Origin of the sequence: Burkholderia sp. AU45274, assembly GCF_030482505.1 — a bacterium.
Lineage (GTDB): Bacteria > Pseudomonadota > Gammaproteobacteria > Burkholderiales > Burkholderiaceae > Burkholderia.
In genome coordinates, this window is record NZ_JAUJQE010000001.1 from 62,760 (window position 1) to 80,832 (window position 18,073).

The 18,073-nt window shown below is 66.0% G+C and carries 17 protein-coding genes; 9 read left to right on the forward strand and 8 right to left on the reverse strand.

Features of this window, described 5'->3' with window-relative positions; genetic code table 11:
- Window positions 1-128: 128 nt before the first annotated feature.
- Window positions 129-1,943 (forward strand): ExeM/NucH family extracellular endonuclease, encoded by a 1,815-nt coding sequence (locus QZM35_RS00320; protein WP_089428406.1) that lies wholly within the window; start codon window positions 129-131, stop codon window positions 1,941-1,943.
- A 245-nt stretch (window positions 1,944-2,188) separates the two neighbouring features.
- Here the strand turns inward: QZM35_RS00320 and QZM35_RS00325 are convergent, their stop codons facing one another.
- Window positions 2,189-2,419, reverse strand: a complete 231-nt coding sequence (locus tag QZM35_RS00325) for a hypothetical protein (RefSeq protein WP_254600269.1) — start codon at window positions 2,417-2,419, stop codon at window positions 2,189-2,191.
- Window positions 2,420-2,653: 234 nt separating this feature from the next.
- Between QZM35_RS00325 and QZM35_RS00330 the strand changes: the two genes are divergently transcribed.
- Both QZM35_RS00330 and QZM35_RS00335 read left to right on the forward strand, forming a co-directional pair.
- Complete coding sequence (locus QZM35_RS00330; RefSeq protein WP_089428405.1) at window positions 2,654-4,498, forward strand: peptidase S10; 1,845 nt, start codon at window positions 2,654-2,656, stop codon at window positions 4,496-4,498.
- A 53-nt stretch (window positions 4,499-4,551) separates the two neighbouring features.
- Window positions 4,552-4,983, forward strand: coding sequence for a 2-oxoglutarate dehydrogenase (locus QZM35_RS00335; RefSeq protein WP_301775169.1), 432 nt, complete (start codon window positions 4,552-4,554; stop codon window positions 4,981-4,983).
- Window positions 4,984-5,063: 80 nt separating this feature from the next.
- Here the strand turns inward: QZM35_RS00335 and QZM35_RS00340 are convergent, their stop codons facing one another.
- The gene (locus QZM35_RS00340) at window positions 5,064-6,068 is read right to left on the reverse strand and encodes a helix-turn-helix domain-containing protein (protein ID WP_089428404.1); all 1,005 of its coding nucleotides are present in this window, start codon (window positions 6,066-6,068) and stop codon (window positions 5,064-5,066) included.
- 175 nt (window positions 6,069-6,243) lie between these two features.
- Here QZM35_RS00340 and QZM35_RS00345 point away from each other — a divergent pair, with 175 nt between their 5' ends.
- Together QZM35_RS00345 and QZM35_RS00350 are read left to right on the forward strand one after the other, a co-directional pair.
- Window positions 6,244-7,491: a D-arabinono-1,4-lactone oxidase gene (locus tag QZM35_RS00345; protein ID WP_301775170.1), complete on the forward strand. Its 1,248-nt coding sequence runs from the start codon at window positions 6,244-6,246 to the stop codon at window positions 7,489-7,491.
- Between the two features lie 33 nt (window positions 7,492-7,524).
- Window positions 7,525-8,304 (forward strand): SDR family NAD(P)-dependent oxidoreductase, encoded by a 780-nt coding sequence (locus QZM35_RS00350; protein ID WP_301775171.1) that lies wholly within the window; start codon window positions 7,525-7,527, stop codon window positions 8,302-8,304.
- 129 nt (window positions 8,305-8,433) lie between these two features.
- On the opposite strand, the gene QZM35_RS00355 is transcribed toward QZM35_RS00350, so the two are convergent.
- Both QZM35_RS00355 and QZM35_RS00360 read right to left on the reverse strand, forming a co-directional pair.
- A complete protein-coding gene (locus QZM35_RS00355; protein WP_301775172.1) occupies window positions 8,434-9,966 on the reverse strand; it encodes an amino acid permease in 1,533 nt (510 codons plus the stop codon).
- Between the two features lie 358 nt (window positions 9,967-10,324).
- The gene (locus QZM35_RS00360) at window positions 10,325-11,335 is read right to left on the reverse strand and encodes a GlxA family transcriptional regulator (RefSeq protein WP_301775173.1); all 1,011 of its coding nucleotides are present in this window, start codon (window positions 11,333-11,335) and stop codon (window positions 10,325-10,327) included.
- Window positions 11,336-11,423: 88 nt separating this feature from the next.
- Here QZM35_RS00360 and QZM35_RS00365 point away from each other — a divergent pair, with 88 nt between their 5' ends.
- Complete coding sequence (locus tag QZM35_RS00365) at window positions 11,424-12,524, forward strand: DJ-1/PfpI family protein (RefSeq protein WP_089432090.1); 1,101 nt, start codon at window positions 11,424-11,426, stop codon at window positions 12,522-12,524.
- A gap of 117 nt (window positions 12,525-12,641) precedes the next feature.
- On the opposite strand, the gene QZM35_RS00370 is transcribed toward QZM35_RS00365, so the two are convergent.
- Complete coding sequence (locus QZM35_RS00370) at window positions 12,642-12,941, reverse strand: superoxide dismutase (protein ID WP_301775174.1); 300 nt, start codon at window positions 12,939-12,941, stop codon at window positions 12,642-12,644.
- Window positions 12,942-12,968: 27 nt separating this feature from the next.
- On the reverse strand, window positions 12,969-13,523 hold the full coding sequence (locus QZM35_RS00375; protein ID WP_301775175.1) for a flavodoxin family protein: 555 nt from the start codon (window positions 13,521-13,523) through the stop codon (window positions 12,969-12,971).
- Between the two features lie 157 nt (window positions 13,524-13,680).
- Between QZM35_RS00375 and QZM35_RS00380 the strand changes: the two genes are divergently transcribed.
- Both QZM35_RS00380 and QZM35_RS00385 read left to right on the forward strand, forming a co-directional pair.
- A complete protein-coding gene (locus QZM35_RS00380; protein ID WP_301775176.1) occupies window positions 13,681-14,637 on the forward strand; it encodes a LysR family transcriptional regulator in 957 nt (318 codons plus the stop codon).
- Window positions 14,621-14,884: a hypothetical protein gene (locus QZM35_RS00385; protein WP_256976846.1), complete on the forward strand. Its 264-nt coding sequence runs from the start codon at window positions 14,621-14,623 to the stop codon at window positions 14,882-14,884. Before QZM35_RS00380 ends, QZM35_RS00385 begins: the two co-directional genes overlap by 17 nt.
- Before the next feature lie 96 nt (window positions 14,885-14,980).
- On the opposite strand, the gene QZM35_RS00390 is transcribed toward QZM35_RS00385, so the two are convergent.
- Window positions 14,981-16,471, reverse strand: a complete 1,491-nt coding sequence (locus QZM35_RS00390) for an aminotransferase class V-fold PLP-dependent enzyme (RefSeq protein ID WP_089432092.1) — start codon at window positions 16,469-16,471, stop codon at window positions 14,981-14,983.
- A gap of 199 nt (window positions 16,472-16,670) precedes the next feature.
- On the opposite strand from QZM35_RS00390, the gene QZM35_RS00395 reads away from it, so the two are divergent.
- A complete protein-coding gene (locus tag QZM35_RS00395; RefSeq protein WP_089433247.1) occupies window positions 16,671-17,285 on the forward strand; it encodes an NIPSNAP family protein in 615 nt (204 codons plus the stop codon).
- Between the two features lie 110 nt (window positions 17,286-17,395).
- Here the strand turns inward: QZM35_RS00395 and QZM35_RS00400 are convergent, their stop codons facing one another.
- On the reverse strand, window positions 17,396-18,037 hold the full coding sequence (locus tag QZM35_RS00400) for a hypothetical protein (RefSeq protein WP_089432093.1): 642 nt from the start codon (window positions 18,035-18,037) through the stop codon (window positions 17,396-17,398).
- Between the last annotated feature and the right edge of the window lie 36 nt (window positions 18,038-18,073).

Genomic DNA, 18,073 nt, shown 5'->3' on the forward strand with positions numbered 1-18,073 from the left:
CGTAAACGCACGCTCGACGGCGATCGCGGCGTGATAACGACAATTACATCCGCCTGTCTTCTTATTACCAAAAACTGTCATTGAGCGCCGCTAAGCTTTCGCCACCCTCACAACCGGGATTCCCCGTCATGCGCTCGACAATCCGCCTCTTCACCCCGCTATTGCTGCTCCCGACGCTCGCTGCGCCGGTTTTCGCCGCCACGGCCGCGCCCGTCAGCCCGAACTGCGGCGGCAGCACGACGCCGATCGCCGATATCCAGGGGCCGGGCGCGCCGTCGCCGCTCGCCGGCCAGAACGTGTCGATCGAAGCGGTCGTCACCGCCGATTTCGGCGGCACGGACGGCTTCGGCGGCTTCTTCGTCCAGCAGGCCGACGCGCAGCGCCGCAACCAGCCGGGCGTGTCGGAAGGGCTGTTCGTCTACGCGCCGAAGGTGCGGGCGAAAGCGGGCGACCTCGTGCATGTGACGGGCAAGGTCGAGGAGAAATACGGCCAGACGCAGCTCACGCAGTCGGGTGCGATCGCGGTGTGCGCGAACAACCAGACCGTTACGCCCGTGACGCTCACGCTGCCGGTCGACAGCCCGAACGCGTTCGCCGCGTATGAAGGGATGCGGGTGCGCCTGCCGCAGACGCTGAACGTCACTGACAACTACGAGCTCGGCCGCTACGGCAGCGTGATGCTCAGCAACGGCCGCCTGCGCACGCCGACGAGCGTCGTGCCGCCCGCGCAGGCGCAGACGCAGATCGAGGCGAACGCACGCAACCGCCTGATCCTCGACGACGGCTCGAACAAGCAGAACCCCGCGACCGTGCCGTACCCGGCGCCGGGCCTGTCGGCCGCGAACACGCTGCGCGCGGGCTACACGGTGCGCGACGTCGAAGGCGTGCTCGAAGTGCGTTACGGCGCATGGCGCGTGCAGCCGCTGCCGGGCGCCGCCGTGCCGGCATTCGAAGCCCGCACGAACCCGCGCACCAACGCACCGGCGCGCGATCCGAAATCGAACCTGCGCGTGGCGTCGTTCAACGTCCTGAACTACTTCAACGGCAACGGTCTCGGCGGCGGCTTCGACGATCCGAACAATCGCGGCGCGAAGAACTTCCAGGAATTCCAGCGCCAGGAAGCGAAGATCGTCAGCGCGCTGAAGGCGATCGACGCCGACGTGATCGGCCTGATGGAAATCCAGAACAACGGCTACGGCGAACTGAGCGCGGTGCGCCAGCTCGCGGCGAAGCTCGGCAACCAGTGGCGCGTCGTCGATCCGGGCGTGTCGCGCCTCGGCGGCGATGCGATCACGGTCGCGATGATCTACGACAGCCGCAAGGTCGAACCGGTCGGCCGCGCGGCCACGCTCGCGATCGACGACAAGAACCGCCAGCCGCTTGCGCAGTCGTTCCGGCTGATCAACGGCAACAAGCAGTCGCTGACGGTGGCCGTGAACCACCTGAAGTCGAAGAACTGCCCGGACGCCGCGAACGACGATCTCGACCAGGGCGACGGCCAGGGCTGCTGGAACCCGACGCGCACGCGCGCGGCGGCGAAGGTGGCCGACTGGCTCGCCGGCAACCCGACGGGCGTCGCCGGCCAGGGCGTGCTGCTGATCGGCGACTTCAACAGCTACACGTACGAAGACCCGATCCGCACGCTCGAATCGCGCGGCTACCGCAACCTCGTCGCACGCTGGATCGGCGCGAATGCGTACAGCTACGTGTACAACGGCGAAGCCGGCTACCTCGATCACGCGCTCGCGACGCTGCCGCTCGCATCGCACGTGAAGGCCGTGCACGAATGGCACATCAACGCGGACGAGCCGCTTGCGCTGCAGTACACGCTCGCGTACAAGTCGGCCGAGCAGCAGAAGACGTTCTACGCGCCGGATGCATATCGCTCGTCGGATCACGATCCGGTGCTGATCGATATCGCGCTGCCGGGCGGCGGGAAGTAATGGCGGATTGAATGCGGATGAAGCGCGGCGTGCGGCGAGGCTGCATGTCGCGCTTCATCCCTGCTGGAAGGCCAGCAATAGAAAGGGTAAATAATTCCGCTGAATTTTATAGAATTGGAGAAATCGGTATTTTATGGATGACGCGGTGCGGATAAGCGCATCGATTGAAGAATGGCTGAAGTGACTTGAATCATCGAATGGCGGCGCATGCATGCCGTCACGCCGAATTAATCGATCCCGGATAATTAAAATGAAAGAATGATTCCGGCGATCTGAAGGCTTTCGAAGCGCAACACCAACGCCGGTAAAGGATTGCCGGTTGTGCGATAAAAGCGGCAGATTCGGCGGATTATTGTCGATAGAGCGCGCAATGCGCGAATAATCCCATTTTCTTTCAATTGCCAGACACTGTCCGCCGTTAGCATCATTGCGGGTTTTTTAATATCCGAATGATCTTTGACAACGCGGCGCAGCACCGCCTATTTTTGTGTTGTCGTAAATTTGGGTCATATAAAAGTTGTCCAAACTGCAGGGGGCGTCCGAGCACCATTCTCGCCAGCAGTTTGCTGTGTCTGTATCAAGTTCAGTCTCTTGGAAGTCCAATCCCCAACCGCCGACTGCCGACCGTGCAACGCGAGTGGCGGGTTCGCCTGCGCGTTCCGCAGGCGTTGGCGGCCTGTGTGAAACGGTATCCGAATCAAAGGACAGAGATGAAACCAGACAGGAGCTGTACCGGCAGCCGCCGTGGCCGTCACGGCCGGTTGGCCGGGCTAGGTGCATTGACCGTCATGACACTGGCGCTCGCGGCATGCGGCGGCGACGATTCGTCGTCCGTCGGTGCGTCGAGCCTCGCGCAGGCCACCGCCAGCCAGCAGGCGAGCGCGCAACAGGCGGCCGGGCAGACGCCAGCCAACCAGCCGTACGTCGACCCGGTCGCGTATTCGATGAACGCGACCGACGGCCTGGCCCCCGGGCAGGTGTCCGAGAAAGCCGCCGTCATGCATTACCAGTGGAAAAACGGCGGCACGACCGTCAACTACACGACGACCACCGGTCACCTGACCGCGCAGGACGCGAGCGGCAACCCGGAAGCGTCGATGTCGTATGTCGCGTACACCGCGCCGAGCACGAACGGCAAGCCGCGCCCCGTCACGTTCGTCTATAACGGCGGCCCAGGCTCGTCGTCGATCTGGCTGCGGCTCGGCTCGTTCGCACCGACCCGCGTGGCCACGCCCGATCCGCTGTTCGGCAGCAACTGGCCGAACTATCCGCTCGTCGACAACGCCGAAAGCCTGATCGACACCACCGACCTCGTGTTCATCGACCCGCCCGGCACCGGGCTGTCGGAAGCCGTGTTGCCGAACACCAACCAGAAGTACTGGGGTTCGGATGCGGACGTGAACATCATGCGCGACTTCATCCAGCGCTACCTGAACGTCAACAGCCGCGGCACGTCGCCGATCTACCTGTACGGCGAATCGTACGGCACGCCGCGTACCGACATGCTCGCGCTGGCGCTCGAATCGGCCGGCGTGCACCTGACGGGCATCGTGCTGCAGTCGGCGATCCTGAACTACTTCGCGGATGCGGTGGAAGCCGTCGCGATCACGCAGTCGACGGAGGGGCTGCTGCTCGAAACCGATACCGTGGCCGGCTACCTGCCGGGTTATGCGGCGGTCGCGGCGTACTTCAACCAGGTGTCGCCGGCACCGGTGAACCCCGGTCTGTACGCACTGCAGACGGAACTGTTCACGACGCTGATCTACAACCAGCTGCAGAAGTACTCGCAGTCGTGGGTGTTGAGCCAGCTCGGCATTCCGGATGCGCTCGGCACGCCGGTGTTCCCGAGCGATGCGACGCTAAAGCTGTGGTCGATCCCGTCGAGCCTCACGCAACAGGCGCTGCGCGGCTACTTCAACGCGAATCCGTTCGGCACGAGCCTGCTGCCCGGGACGACGATCGGCCGGTATGACGGACGCGTGTCGTTGCCGAATTCCGATCCGCGCCTGCAGAACGACGGCGACCCGTCCGACATCCTGATCTCGCAGCCGTTCACGAACGCGCTCGCGACGCAGATGCCGGATTACCTCGGCTACACCGCACCGAACGCAACGTACCTGCCGCTGAACGACAACATCATCGGCGTCTGGGACTTCACGCACGACGGCCAGCCGATGCCCGACACGATCCCCGATCTGCTCGGTGCGCTGCAGCTCAACCCGAAGCTTCGCGTGCTCGCGGAGAATGGCTTCCACGATCTCGCGACGCCGTTCTTCAACACCGAGAAGCAACTCGCGCGGCTGCAGACGGTGAAGGGCCTGAATCCGAAGCTGCAGGTGAACTTCTTCCAGGGCGGCCACATGACCTACCTGGACGACGTCGCCCGTCCGCAGATGAAGCGGGACCTGAAGACGTTCTACAAGGGGGCGCGGATTCCGACGGCGCTGACGCTGCACATGCTGCCGCCGCCGTGGCCGGATGAAAACCCGCCGAGCGTGCCGACCGGCAGCGTCCCGGGCGCGACCGCCGGGACGACGCTGGCAGCGGCCCCGTGAGCGAGCCTGAGCGACGGACTCCTTGTCAAAGGAACCCTCTATTCATCCATTGAATGCGAGCGATCATGTCTCTAATCAAATTGATGCGGCGTATGTCTCCGTTGATCGTCCTCGGTGCCGTGATGAGCAGTGCCTACGCGTTGCCGCCCCAGGCGGTGGCGCCGGTGAAGCTGCCGCACGGCGGGCGCGGTGTCGACGGTCCGTTCTTTCCCGCCACGAAAGCGGCGCCGGTGTTGCCGTCGACCGGCGCGACGCTGCAGCAGCAGGCGCAGCAGCGTGTCGATGCGCGGCTCGGCGCCAATACGGTGCTGAGCAACGGCGCGGCCGTGACGAAGGCGCAGGCGCAGAGCAGCGGTCTCGGCTTCGTGTCGAAGCACTTCGACGAGATCGATGCGAAGCACACCGGCCGCGTGACGATGAGCGATGTGCGGCAGTTCATCCAGCAGCGGCAGGTGCAGGCGCAGCAGGAACAGCAGGACGAGTGACGTAGCAGGCAGGGTGGTGGCCGGTGCGGACGCCTGCGCACCGGCCGCCGGACGATGAACGATAGCGTGAACGACAGGCGCTAGAGCGCCTGGCGCGCGTAGCGCTTCGCGGTGGCCGACGGCAGTTCGCCGAACATCGCGCGATAGTCCTGCGCAAAACTGCTCAGGTGCCAGAAGCCCCACTTGGTGGCCGCGGTCGTCACCGAGTCGCCGAGCCGAAGCTCGCGGCGCACGTGGTTCAGCCGCACGGCCCGCAAGTAAGCGATCGGGTTCAGGTTCAACGTATCCTGGAACGCGTATTGCGCGGTGCGCCGGCTCACACCGAGTTCCACGCACAGCTCGGCGATCGACAGCGGGCAGGTCGATGCGTCCTGCAGCCGCTCCCGCACCGCACTGACCAGCGACCAGTACTTCGTCGGGCGCACGATCTGTGCGCCGGCCTCCGGCGTCGCGGCCGTCATCACTTCCGAGATCGCGTACAGCACGGTGCGTTCGAGCAGTTCGATCCTGTCCTGCGTCGTCACGTCGTCGATGCGGGTGGTTTTTACGGCGGCGGCCAGTGTCTGGCGCAGCAGGTCGCGCAGATGATCGGCCACACCGGTTGCCATCGGGATCACCGGCGCATGGGTTTGGGCACGCAGCGACGCGGCCACCGTGCGCAGCGCCTGCGTCGACAGTTTCTCCGGCTCGATTTCGACGTTCACGAGCAGATGGCGGTCGGGCGAGTAGAACTCGAAGGCCGGCTGGCTCGAGAACACGTGCAGGCTGTCGCGCCCGCTCTTCTCGCCGCACAGGCGCGCATGCCCTTCCAGCTCCAGCGGCACGGCCACGGCGATCCGCTCCGTCGGCACCGCGCCTTGCTGCAGGATGACCTTGTCGAGATCCTCGACCAGCAGCTTGATGCCGCCCAGCGACACGATCGACGACGAGCCGTGAAACCGCCCACCGGAGATCTGCGTGTAGTTCATGTTCCAGCCGTCGAACGCGCGCGCCTGTTCCTCCACGTCGGTGAACGCGCAGAACGCGACCGTTCGCGCGAACAGCGGATCGCCGGAGAAATCGCTCGGGTGGGCAGACGGCGTCATCGAGGGCGGAGACGGGAACGGGCGGGCCGGATCGATTCATTGTAGCCGCTCGTCGCGCCGGTCAAAAAGCACCGGACGGGCATCGCCTCGTCAAAACCCTGACTTGCCGAAATCCGATAGTGGAAAACCTTTCGGTACCTTACCGTTGGCACCCATACGACGCTGGAGAGACGTGATGGAACTTCCCCGTGGCGGATTCTGGAGAAACTGGGTCGGCAATCAGTCGTGCGTGGCCGCGCACCTGGCGTCGCCCACCAGCGAGGCCGAGATCGCGGCACTGGTGCATGCCGCGACGCGGCAAGGCAAGCACGTGCGGTGCGCGGGGTCGGGGCACTCGTTCACGCCCGTGGTGGCCACCAGCGGCCTGCTGCTGTCGCTGCAGGACTACCAGGGCATCGTGGAGGTCGACGAAGCGCGCAAGCGCGTGACCGTGAAGGCCGGCACCAAAATCAATGCAGTGACGCGCCACCTGAAGGCACTCGGCCTGTCGCTCGTCAACCAGGGCGACATCGATTCGCAGGCGATTGCCGGCGCGCTGGCCACCGGCACGCACGGCACGGGGACGACGCTGGGCAACCTGTCGTCGCAGGTCGTCGGAATGCGCATCGTGCGCCCGGACGGCTCGATCATGAAGGTCAGCGACCGGCAGGACCTCGACCTGCTGCATGCAACGCAGGTGAACATCGGGATGTTCGGCGTGGTGTCGGAGATCACGCTGCAGGTGACCGATGCGTTCTGGCTGCACGACCGCGTGTGGCGCGAGGACTTCGACGCGCTGATGGAGCAGTACGACGACCTGGCCGCGAAGCACCGGCATTTCGGTTTCTTCTGGTGCCCGACGTCGGCCAGCCGCGAGCTCTACTGCCTGCCCGACACCACGAAGGTGTCGAATTCGAAGAAGGACTACGACGTGTGCGAGATCAAGGTGATGGATGTCACCGACGCGCGCACGTTCCATGAAGGCGAGCACGAGAAGATTGCCTACAGCTCGGAGGTGTATGCGATCCACTACGTGCCGAACTTCCACGAGCTCGAGTACGCGGTGCCCGCGCAACACGGCAAGGAAGCGCTGCGCCGCGTGCGCGAGCTGATCCTCACGAAACACCGCGACTGCATTTTCCCGGTCGAGTACCGCTTCACGAAGGGCGACCCCGCGTGGATCAGCCCGTTCAACCACCAGGACAGCGTCACGATTTCATGCTCGGGCGGCCCGAACGGCGTCGACTACTGGCCGTTCCTGAAGGACGTCGACACGATCCTGCGCGACTACGGCTCGCGGCCGCACTGGGGCAAGCTGCATTTCACGAACCGCGAGGACGTCGATCGCTGGTTCCCCAAGGCCGAGGCGTTCCGCGCGCTGCGCCGCAGCGTCGACCCCGAAGGCCTCTTCCTCAACGATCACCTGCGGACGCTGTTCAGTTGAGCAGACCGAACGAACCAGAATGGAGCACGACACATGAATGTCAAGATTGACGGCCGCCTGGCCGGCAAGGTCGCGATCGTGAGCGGCGGTGCCGGCGGCTGCGGCGGCGCGGCGTCCGAACTGTTCGCCGCCCAGGGCGCGAAGGTCGCGATCATCGACCGCGACGGCGACGCCGCCGACACGCTCGCGTCCCGGCTGCGCGATGCGGGCCTGCAGGCGATCGGCCTCGGCGCCGACGTGTCGAAACAGGCGGAAGTCCAGCGGGCCGTGAGTGCCGCGCGGGAGCAGTACGGCAACGCGGACATCCTGTTCAATCACGCCGGCACGCTGATCGTCAAACCGTTCCTCGACATCGAGGAATCGGAATGGGACTGGTTGATGGGCGTGAACGTGAAGAGCATGTTCCTGATGACGCAAGCGGTGCTGCCGCAGATGCTGGAGAAGGGGCGGGGCAGCATCGTCTGCACGTCGTCGATTTCGGCGGTGTGCGCGACGCCGGGCGAAGTGCTGTATGACGCGACCAAGGGCGCGTGCCACATGTTCGCGCGGGCGATCGCGGTCGAGTATCGCGACCGCGGCATTCGCTGCAACGCGCTCGCGCCGGGGTTCATCCGCACGCCGCACGGGATGCGCGAACTGAAGGACCTGCAGGCGATGGGCGTCGACGCGACCGAGGCGGCGATCGCGGTGCAGCAAGGCCGCCTGTGCGAGCCGTCGGAAGTCGCGGCCGCCGCACTGTTCCTCGCGTCCGACGAGTCGAGTTTCGTCAACGGCACGCACCTGTTCGTCGACAACTGTTTCTCCGCCGTCTGATCGCGGATGCTCGCCAGATTCGACCGCTGCAAGGCGGTTGAATCTCGTCGTGACGCGTAGACATGAAAAAAACCGACTCGCGGCACGAAGCCGGCGAGTCGGTTTTTTTCAACCTGTTTCGAATCCGCTTCAGACAGACGGATCGACGTTCGCCTCGAGTTCGCGGATGCGCTCGAGATTGCGCGTGTCCTTCAGCACCGGCGGCCCCGCGAACGTGTTTCGCACGCCGAAGCCATACCAGATCACCATCAGCACCACCACGAAACCGACGAGCACGTACAGCACCTTCTCGTTCGGCGGCTGGATGCCGACATACGCGAGCACGCACGCGCCGACCAGCGCGAGCAGCGCAGACGGCTTCGACCAGATTCCCAGTTGAAACGGGCCCTTGTCGGTCCACGAGCGTCCTTCGGCCAGCATCCCGGAGCCGATCGGCATCGCATACGAGATGAACAGGAACACCGCGCTGCCGGCGCTCAGCACCGAGAACGCGTCGCCGTACAGCGTGACGACGATCGCGAGCACCGCGCACGTCCAGATCGCGGGGCCGGGCGTACGGTGCGTCGGGCTCACGCTGCGCAGCAGCTTCGACGCCGGCAGGCCGCCGTCGCGTGCAAAGGCGTACACCATTCGCGACGTCGACATGATCGCCGCGAGCCCGCACACGTAGTTGATGAAGAACATCGCGAGTTCGAGGGTGACGCGCAACGCCTTCGGAATCGGCGCGAGAATCGCCTCGAAAAAGCCGGTGCCCTGCTTCATGCTGGCGGTCAGGTCGGGCATCACCAGCACGAACGCGCACACCATCACGTAGCCGAACACCGCGGACCAGAACACCGACCCGATGATGCCGCGCGGCACGTTTTTGGCCGCATCGTGCGTCTCTTCCGACGTGTGCGCGGAAGCGTCGAAGCCGGTGATCGTGTAGGTCACGAGCAGCAGGCCGGACAGGAACGCGAGCGGCGTGGCCTGCTTCGGCCATGCGCCGCCATCGACGCCGGTGAAATTGGTGAACGTCACCAACCGATGCGCGTCGAACGCGACCGGTGAGTAATAGAGCAGCGACACCACGAGCGCGATCGTCACCACGAAGATGAGATAGCCCGACAGGTCGGTGATCTTGCTCGCGATCCTGATGCCGCGCGCATTCAGGATCGCCTGCGAGATCGTGATGAACGCGATGAACGCCGTCTGGTGCCACCAGGTCAGGCTGTCCGGGCTGACGCCGAACATCGGCGCGATCAGCGTCTTGAAGAACGGATCGTAGGTGCCGAAATTGATCGCGGCGATCACGAAGATCAGGCCGATCAGGTTGAGCCACGCGGTCATCCACCCCCATTTCTTCCCGCCGAGGATCGCGCCCCAGTGATAGAGGCCGCCGGCCGTCGGAAACGCGGACGCGATCTGCGACATCGACACCGCGACGATCAGCGCGAACAGCGAGCCCAATGGCCAGCCGAGGCCGATCGACGCGCCGCCGGTGGCCGAAAACGCGAGCTGGAACGCGGTAATGCCGCCCGACAGGATGCAGATCACCGAGAACGACACCGCGAAGTTCGAGAAACCGCTCATACGTCTCGACAGTTCCTGCGCATAGCCCATCTTGTGCAGCAGGCTTACGTCACTGTCGGTGCCTGAATCAGGCTGGCGTTTTGCATCCATGGTCGCTCCGTCACGAATGTCCTGCGTGGCAGGACCGTCATCGCCGCCCGGACCAGGCAAGCTGGCCCGCTCCTGGGATTCGTCGGCGGCTCGCGATGCCGTGTCGAGCGGCCATCGCTTTCCAGTCCGATGCGTGAACGGTATGAAATCAAATTTCCCGGCTCTATCAGATTTCGGCAATGGAGTGAAAATCCCGAGGGATGCACCGGAACAGGGCGTGTCGGGCCGTTTCGTCGCCGGGAGGGCCGGGAGCGTGACGGAGGCGCGGCGGCGGTGGCGGCGGTGGCGGCGTTGACGGGCGATCGCCGGATCGCCGCCAGGCAAGCGGCCCCGGACGCACGCCGGAACCGGCGACGGCCTATTCCGTTTGCGGCTTGCCGTGTCGCGGTCCGAAGCGGGCGCGATAGTCGCGCGGGGAGACGCCGACCTGCTTCGCGAACGCGCGCTGCAACGCGTCGATGCTGCCGAATCCCGACCGCTCGGCGATGCGTTCGAGCGGCCAGTCGGCCCGCTCCAGCAGCGCCTTCGCGCGCTCGACGCGTGCGGCCAGCACGAACTGCGCGGGCGATCGTCCGGTCTCCTTGAGAAAATTGCGCGCAAACGTGCGTTCGCTCATGTGCATCCGCGCGGCCAGCGCGGCGACGCCGAGATCGCCGGCCGGATCGTCGGCGATGTCGGCGAGCAGCGCGCGCATGCGCGGCGTCGCGTTGGCCAGCGAGCCGAGCCCGACGCTGAACTGCGCCTGTCCGCCGGGCCGGTGCATGAACAGCACGAGTTCGCGTGCGACCGCGAGCGCGGTCGGCGCGCCGCAATCCGCCTCGACGAGTGCGAGACACAGATCGATGCCCGCCGTCACGCCGGCCGACGTATGGAACGGCGGATCGCTGACGTAGATCGCGTCCGGTTCGATCCGCGCGTCGGGACGGAGCGCCTGCAGCATCGCGCACCGGTTCCAGTGCGTGGTCGCGCGCCGGCCGTCCAGCCATCCGCCCGCCGCCAGCACGAACGCGCCCGTGCAGATGCTCGCGATGCGCCGCGTGCCCGCGATCCGCGTGCGCAGCCACGGCAGCACGCCGGCTTCCGACGCGGCGTGGCGCAGCGCCGCTTCATCGCCGCCGGCGACGATGAGCGTGTCGATCCGCTCGGGCAGCGCCGCGAGCGCGGCCGTGCCGGCGAGGCGCAGGCCCGCGTGCGTGACGATGTCGCCGCCGTGTTGCGACGCGAGCGTGAGCCGGTACGGCGCGGCATGGTCGGGAAGATGACGGTTCGCGACCGCGAACACTTCCATCGGGCCCGTGATGTCGAGCGACTGGACGCCTTCGAAGCCGACGACGACGATGTCGCGTGCCGAACAGGTTGACTGGGACATGGCGGAAAGTGCGGTGGAGTTGTCCTTGTGACCGCGAGCATGATCCTTGTAATTTTCCGGACATGCAATCGACGGCTGCGGGTGAACGATGCGGGGACGGAAGACAGGCGGGGCGGTGCTGCTCGTGTGCGCGATGCTGGGCGCAAGTGCAGCGGGATGGCAGGTGCCGGTGAAGGCGGAGGACGCACGGCCGGTCGCCCAAGCGCTGACGATCGGCGCGCCGAAGGCGGGCCGCGCGCGGCCGCTCGTGGCGATCGTCGCGGACAACGCCGGAACGGAGACGACCGATTTCATCGTGCCGTACACGCTGCTGAAGACGTCCGGGGCGGCCGATGTCGTCGCCGTATCGGCCGATGAAGGCGAGGTCGAGCTGATGCCCGCGCTGCGCATGCTGGCCGATACGACGTTCGACCGGTTCGATGCCGCGACGCCTGCGGGGGCCGACGTGGTGATCGTGCCCGCGCTGCATCGCGCGGACAGCCCGGCGGTGCTGGCATGGTTACGCAAGCAGGCCGCCGCCGGCGCAACGATGGTGGCGATCTGCGAGGGCGCGGAAGTGCTCGCGAACGCCGGCGTGCTGCGGCATCGTACGGCGACGTCCCACTGGTATTCGCGTGAAGGCCTGCGTCGCCGCTTTGCCGATACGACGTGGGTCGACGATCGCCGCTATGTGATGGACGGCAACGTCATGACGACGACCGGCGTGTCGGCGTCGATTCCCGCTTCGCTGGCGTTGGTGAATGCGCTGGCCGGGCCGGCAGCGGCGCGCGAGACGGCGCGGCGCGTGGGCGCACAGTCATGGAGCGACGTTCACGACGGTAGCCGGTTCGCGTTGACGGCGCGTGCGGTGGCGGTCGCGCTGACGAACCGCGTCGCGTTCTGGCGGCACGAGACGTTCGATCTGCCGGTCGAAACCGGGTTCGACGAGCTTCCGGTTGCGTTGACCGCCGACGCGTGGGCGCGGACCTGGCGCAGTGACGTCGTCGCGACGGCAGACGCGCGCGTGGTCGAGTCGAGGCACGGGCTGCGGTTGCTGGCGCAGCCGGCGAATGCGCGGCACGCGCGCATGACGGTGCCGGCTGACCGGCGTGGGGAAGCGGTGCTGCCCGGTGTGCTCGGCGACATCGCGGCACGCTATGGCGATGCGACGTCAGGCTGGGTCGCGCTGCAACTGGAGTATCCGAGGTAGCAGCGTGTCGTGCTGGCATTGCGTGCCGCACTTGTGACGGAATTCGCCGGCACCGGGGCTGGCCCGGTCGAAGTTTGAGTGAGCGGCGGGTACGCAACACGCCGCCGACCGTGGAAGTTACGCGTGATCCGCCGCAAACAGCGCTTCCCAGCCGAGAAACGCGCCAAGCGGAATGATGTCCCAGTCGATCAGCCCGGCCTTCGCCAGCGGAAACTCGCGCAGCGCTTCGCGGGCGCTTTCGATCGACTCGCACTCCGCGATGATCGCGACGCCGGGGCGATCCTGACGGAAATAGATATCGCGGACGATCCCGCGCTTGAGCAGTTGCCACGCGTAGCGCACTTCGTCGAGCAGGTGCGGCTGATACGCGTCCGGGCGGGCGCCGGGCAGCGGGACGTCAAGGCACAGCAGTTTCATGTCGATCTCCTGGGAATGGGATGCTGCTTACGCGCTGGCCGCGAACCGCGACGCCAGTTCGGCGACGCGCTGCCCGAGGTGCGCGGCGGTGTCGAGGTCGCTCGCGATCGGCGACAGTTCCGGCGACACGTCGTCGGACTGCGCCATCGCGCCGAGCCAGCCGCCGATCCGGTTGCGCTCGTTCGTCGCGGTGCCGGCGAACAGGTCGAGCCCGACCCAGATCATCCCGTGCTGCGCGGCGAACAGCGTCATCGTCATCAGCGAGTTCAACTTGTCGCCGTGCTGCGCGCCGGAATTGGTGAAGCCGGCCGCGACCTTGTTGCGCCAGGTTTGCGGAATCCACGCGGGGCGCGTCGAGTCCTCCATGAACTTCTTGAGCCGCGAGCTGATCGAGCCGTTGTACGTCGGCGAGCCGAAGATGATCGCGTCGCTCGCGGCGAGCGTCTCCCACGGAATCGCGCCGTCGGCGACCGCGACGAGCCGCACTTCCGCGCCCGGCACGCGCCGCACGCCTTCCGCGACGGCTTGCGCCTGTCGTTCGGTGTGACCGTGACCGCTGTCGAAAACGATGGTGGCAAGCATGGACATTCCTTTGCAGTCCGTTGAACAATGGGCTGATTGTGGGCGGCACGGGTCGCAACCGGAAGTCGGGCCCGGGTTGAGTCGCTCTCAACTTCAGGTTGATAATCGGCGGCAGGCGAAGGTGTACCGTGCAACGTGTCGATCGAAGGAGGCTGCTTTGGATGTGTCACAACGCACGCGTGCGATCCTGTCGTTCGTGCATGCGGCCGACGGCGGCAGCTTCGCGGCGGCCGGGCGCATGCTCGGCATCACGTCGGCCGCCGTCAGCAAGAACGTCGCGGGCCTCGAGCAGGCGCTCGGCGTGCGGCTGATGAACCGCACCACGCGCACGCTGAAGCTCACCGACGAAGGCAGCGTGTTCCTGCGCGAGGCGCGCGTCGCACTGGACGCGCTCGATTCGGCGGTCGACAGCATCGTCGCGCAGCGGCTCGGGCCGCAAGGACGCGTACGCATCTCGACCAGCGCCGCGTTCGGGCGCGAGCATCTGCAACCGGTGCTGCCCGGGTTGCTGGCGCGTTACCCCGGCTTGTCGGTGGAGGCCGATTTCGACGACCGGATCGTCGACGTCGTACGCGACGGCTACGACATCGTCATCCGCGGCGGCAACATCCACGATTCCGCGCTGGTGTCTCGGCCGGTCTTTCGCCTGAATACGGTGCTGGTTGCATCACCCGCTTATCTGGAGCGTCACGGCATTCCGCGCGCGCCGGACGATCTCGTTGCGCACCGGCTGATCGCACGCCGGTTTCTCGGTGGCGGAGTCGCGACGTGGAGCTTCAGGATGCGCGGCGGGAGCATCGTGGCGGTCGATCCGGGCGAGACGGCGCTGCTGACATTCTCCGCGCCGGAGGCCGTGCTGCAGGCCGCCCGTGACGGGCTGGGCATCGCGCAGGTCGGGGTGCACCTCGCGTGGGCGCATCTGCGCTCCGGCGCGCTGAAGGTGCTGCTGCACCGCCATCACTTGCCCGGCAGCTACGAAATGGCGATGCAGTATCCGCATCGCGCATTGAAGGCGTCGCGCGTACAGGCGACGGTCGACTATCTGCTCGACGCGTTTGCCGCGAACGAGAGCCTGCATGTGCCGTTGAAGGCGCTGGATGCGTACGGCGCGTGAGGGCGCCGCGTTCCATGCGAGCGATCCGGCGTTCGTCGCGCTGGTGGCGCGCTTGCGCGCGAGCAGCAGCGAGTTCGCGCAATGGTGGGATGCGCATGACGTGCGCAGCGGCGTGTCGGGCCGGAAGGTGTTCGCGCATGCGCAACGGGGCGCGCAGCGTTATGAATGCGCGACGTTCCAGGCGAACGACGATCCCGCGCTGAAGCTGGCGATTTACACGTCGGTGAGAGGGGATGAGGGGGAATGACGTTGCGTTGATCGCCACCGCCATCCGGCCGCGCATCGAAGCATCGGCTTCGTGCGCGAACGCGGGTGGCGGAGCGTGACGGGGTGGTGTTCCCGCTCAGGCCGAAGCCGTGGCCGTGCGCCGGGCGGACAAGCGATTCCACAGCATGCCGGAGCGATTGCCGCTGCGGCAGTACGCGAGCACCGGCTTCTGCAGCGTGTCGACCAGTGCACCGAAGGCATCGATCTCCGCATCGCCGATGCCGTCGCGCTCGACCGGCAGGTAGCGTGCTTCGAGGCCCAGTTCGCGGGCTGCCGCGGCGATTTCGTCGAACGCCGGATGGGCGTCGCCTTCGCCGTCCGGCCGGTTGCAGATGACCGAGCGGAAGCCGGCATTGCGGATCGCCTTCAGGTCGGCCGGCGTGATCTGCCGCGACGCGGAGAAGCCGTTCGCCGCCGTCGCGCGACACTGTTCGATCGCCTGGCGGAAGCAGGCGATCGCGAAATCGACGTCCTGCTCCGTCGTAAAGCGGCCGAAGCTTACGCGCACGGTGCGGCCGGCCGTTTCCGCATCGAGGCCGATCGCGGTCAGCACGTGGGACGGTGCGCCGCTGGTCGAGTTGCATGCGGACGTCGACGACACGGCGAGCGCTTCACCGAGCATGAACGGGAAGAAGCCCGGCGCATTCACCGTCAGGCTCAGCGTGTGCGGGATGCGGCGCGCGGCGGCCGCGTTCTGCGTGACATCGCCGAGGGCGACCAGCGCGTCCGTCAGGCGCGCGCCGAGCGCCGCGATCCGTGCGGCTTCGCCGTCGAGCTTTTCAGCGGCCAGTTCGCATGCAACGCCCATGCCGACGATCTGATGCGTCGCGAGCGTGCCCGAACGCAAGCCGCGCTCGTGCCCGCCGCCGTGAATCTGCGGGGCGATTTGATCCGCGATGTCGCGGCGCACGAACAGCGCGCCGATCCCCTTCGGGCCGTACACCTTGTGCGCGGACATCGACAGCATGTCGATGCCGAGCGCGCGCACGTCGATCGGCGTCTTGCCGAGCGCCTGCGCGGCGTCGACGTGGAGCAGCGCGCCCGCGTCATGCACGATGCGCGAGATTGCGCCAATATCGGTCAGCGTGCCGAGTTCGTTGTTCACGAGCATCAGCGACACGAGGCCCGTATCGGGGCCGATGGCGGCCGCGACCGCGTCGGCGGTGATCTCGCCGTCGCGCGTGGGCGTGAGGAACGTGACCGACGCGCCGTGCTTCGCCAGGTTCGCCATCGTGTCGAGAATGGCCTTGTGCTCGATGCGGCTCGTGATCAGGTGGCGCTTGCCGGTCGCGTTTTCCGCATAGCCCTTCAGCGCGAGGTTGTTCGATTCGGTGGCGCCCGAGGTCCAGACGATCTCGTCGGCGTCCGCGCCGATCAGCGCGGCGACTTGCGCGCGGGCCTGCTCGACCTTGTCTTTCGCGAGCCGGCCGGCGGCATGCGAGCTCGATGCCGGGTTGCCGAAGATGCCGTCGAAGCCGAGGCAGGCCGTCATCGCTTCGATCACGCGCGGATCGGCGGGCGTCGTGGCGGCGTAGTCGAGGTAGTGCAGCGTGGTGGTGTCGCTCATGTCCTTCTCATGCTCGTTTCTTTCGGAATGGAAGAAATGATACGGGGGACAGAAGGGAAAAAGGATCCAAAGTTGGCTGGCGATTCAGCTTGATATGGAATAACGTTTTATCAGAAGTGGGATTGCGGGAATTTATTTTTATGACGACGGGCGGGTGAGACTTGCGTGTCCGCGGCCCATTTTGCGAGGGATGGTCGAGATGCAGTATGAACTGACGACGTTGTCGTGTTTGCTGCTGGAGCAGGATGCCGTTTCCGCCGGTGCGCACCGATGGGTAACGGATCCGGGGGCCGCGGGGCGTCTGCTTGGCGCATGGCGTTCGGAAATCGGCGAGTTGGGGCAGATCGTCGTGTTGCGCGGCTTCGACGATATCGACGAACTGCAGCAGGAGCGTCGACGTGCGTTGATGAGCGGCGGGCCGTTCAATATCGACGGGGACCACGTGGGTCTCAGCATGGAAACCTACGAACTGTTTCCGTTCCTGCCCGCGATCGAGCCGTCGACACTGGGCAGGTTCTACGAATTTCGCCGCTATTGGCTAAAGCCGGCCGGGATCGCGCCGACGATCGCCGCGTGGGAGCAGGCCGTCGGCCCCGCCGAAGCCTATACGTCGCATCTCGTCGCGAATATGTACGCGATCGACGGCCCGCCTCGCATTGCCCATATCTGGGGGTTCTCGAGCCTGGAGGAGCGCATGGCATTGCGCGCGCGCCACTATGCCGAGGGGCTTTGGCCGCCCAAGGGCGGACCGCAGCAGATCGAGCGGGCTACGTCGACGATTTGCCTGCCGGAGGCGTGGTCTCCGCTTTGTTGAATCTTTGGTGAAGCGTCGAAGAGGTCGCGGAATGCCGGCCCGGCCTGAGCGCCGGATTGCGGCGCCGGCACGCCGACACGCAACGCGATCGGCCGTGCCGCGAGCAGCATTCAGGGCTGCGCAGCGGACGCAGCGTGCGGAGCATGCACGGCATCCATGCCCTTGAGCAGTTCAGCCATGCGCCGTTCGATGTCGTCATATTGGCGTGCGATCTGCATTGCGTCGGGATCGTGAAGGCCGACGTCGCGCGTCGAAGAGAACGCCGTTCCGTGCACGGATTCGTACTGGATATCGATAGCGATATCGTTCATGGCCAGCAGCTTGAGCAGGATGGGCACGCATGGAGGGGGCGCCTTATCCGACAAGGCCAGAAGCGGGACGATCTCGCCGGCTTTCAGCGGATCGTCGGGGCGCGGCCAGCCGGTCCTGAAGCATCGCGTGGCGCCGACGCCTGCATCGGACTGGACGCGTGACCAGATACTGGGGCCGAGGCCGGTGTATTTTCGGGTTCCGATCGTCACGGTCATATTCTTGATGATGGCCGGCCCCAGCCCTGCATTTGAAAGATAAATGCCTCGCCTGTTTTCGGCGTCGTCGAAGTGCTGTGTTGCCACGACATAGGGTCGGTATATGAGTTCGTTACTTTTCATCGCGTCGTGAGCGGACCACGCCGAGACGATGGAAATGCCGGCGGAAACGATCGATACGATCGTCGCGTACCGTGCCGCATCCGGATTGATCGAAAACTTCATGGGACGTAAAAACCGTTGTGAATGGGGTTTGAGAGA

Excerpts from the sequence above, each read along its gene's own strand:
- QZM35_RS00365 (WP_089432090.1), top strand. The coding sequence starts at position 11,424 with ATGCGGGGACGGAAGACAGGCGGGGCGGTGCTGCTCGTGTGCGCGATG.
- QZM35_RS00320 (WP_089428406.1), top strand. The coding sequence starts at position 129 with ATGCGCTCGACAATCCGCCTCTTCACCCCGCTATTGCTGCTCCCGACG.
- QZM35_RS00385 (WP_256976846.1), top strand. The coding sequence starts at position 14,621 with ATGCGTACGGCGCGTGAGGGCGCCGCGTTCCATGCGAGCGATCCGGCG.
- QZM35_RS00370 (WP_301775174.1), bottom strand. The coding sequence starts at position 12,941 with ATGAAACTGCTGTGCCTTGACGTCCCGCTGCCCGGCGCCCGCCCGGAC.
- QZM35_RS00355 (WP_301775172.1), bottom strand. The coding sequence starts at position 9,966 with ATGGATGCAAAACGCCAGCCTGATTCAGGCACCGACAGTGACGTAAGC.
- QZM35_RS00330 (WP_089428405.1), top strand. The coding sequence starts at position 2,654 with ATGAAACCAGACAGGAGCTGTACCGGCAGCCGCCGTGGCCGTCACGGC.
- QZM35_RS00395 (WP_089433247.1), top strand. The coding sequence starts at position 16,671 with ATGCAGTATGAACTGACGACGTTGTCGTGTTTGCTGCTGGAGCAGGAT.
- QZM35_RS00335 (WP_301775169.1), top strand. The coding sequence starts at position 4,552 with ATGCGAGCGATCATGTCTCTAATCAAATTGATGCGGCGTATGTCTCCG.
- QZM35_RS00375 (WP_301775175.1), bottom strand. The coding sequence starts at position 13,523 with ATGCTTGCCACCATCGTTTTCGACAGCGGTCACGGTCACACCGAACGA.
- QZM35_RS00340 (WP_089428404.1), bottom strand. The coding sequence starts at position 6,068 with ATGACGCCGTCTGCCCACCCGAGCGATTTCTCCGGCGATCCGCTGTTC.
- QZM35_RS00400 (WP_089432093.1), bottom strand. The coding sequence starts at position 18,037 with ATGAAGTTTTCGATCAATCCGGATGCGGCACGGTACGCGACGATCGTA.
- QZM35_RS00345 (WP_301775170.1), top strand. The coding sequence starts at position 6,244 with ATGGAACTTCCCCGTGGCGGATTCTGGAGAAACTGGGTCGGCAATCAG.
- QZM35_RS00350 (WP_301775171.1), top strand. The coding sequence starts at position 7,525 with ATGAATGTCAAGATTGACGGCCGCCTGGCCGGCAAGGTCGCGATCGTG.
- QZM35_RS00360 (WP_301775173.1), bottom strand. The coding sequence starts at position 11,335 with ATGTCCCAGTCAACCTGTTCGGCACGCGACATCGTCGTCGTCGGCTTC.
- QZM35_RS00390 (WP_089432092.1), bottom strand. The coding sequence starts at position 16,471 with ATGAGCGACACCACCACGCTGCACTACCTCGACTACGCCGCCACGACG.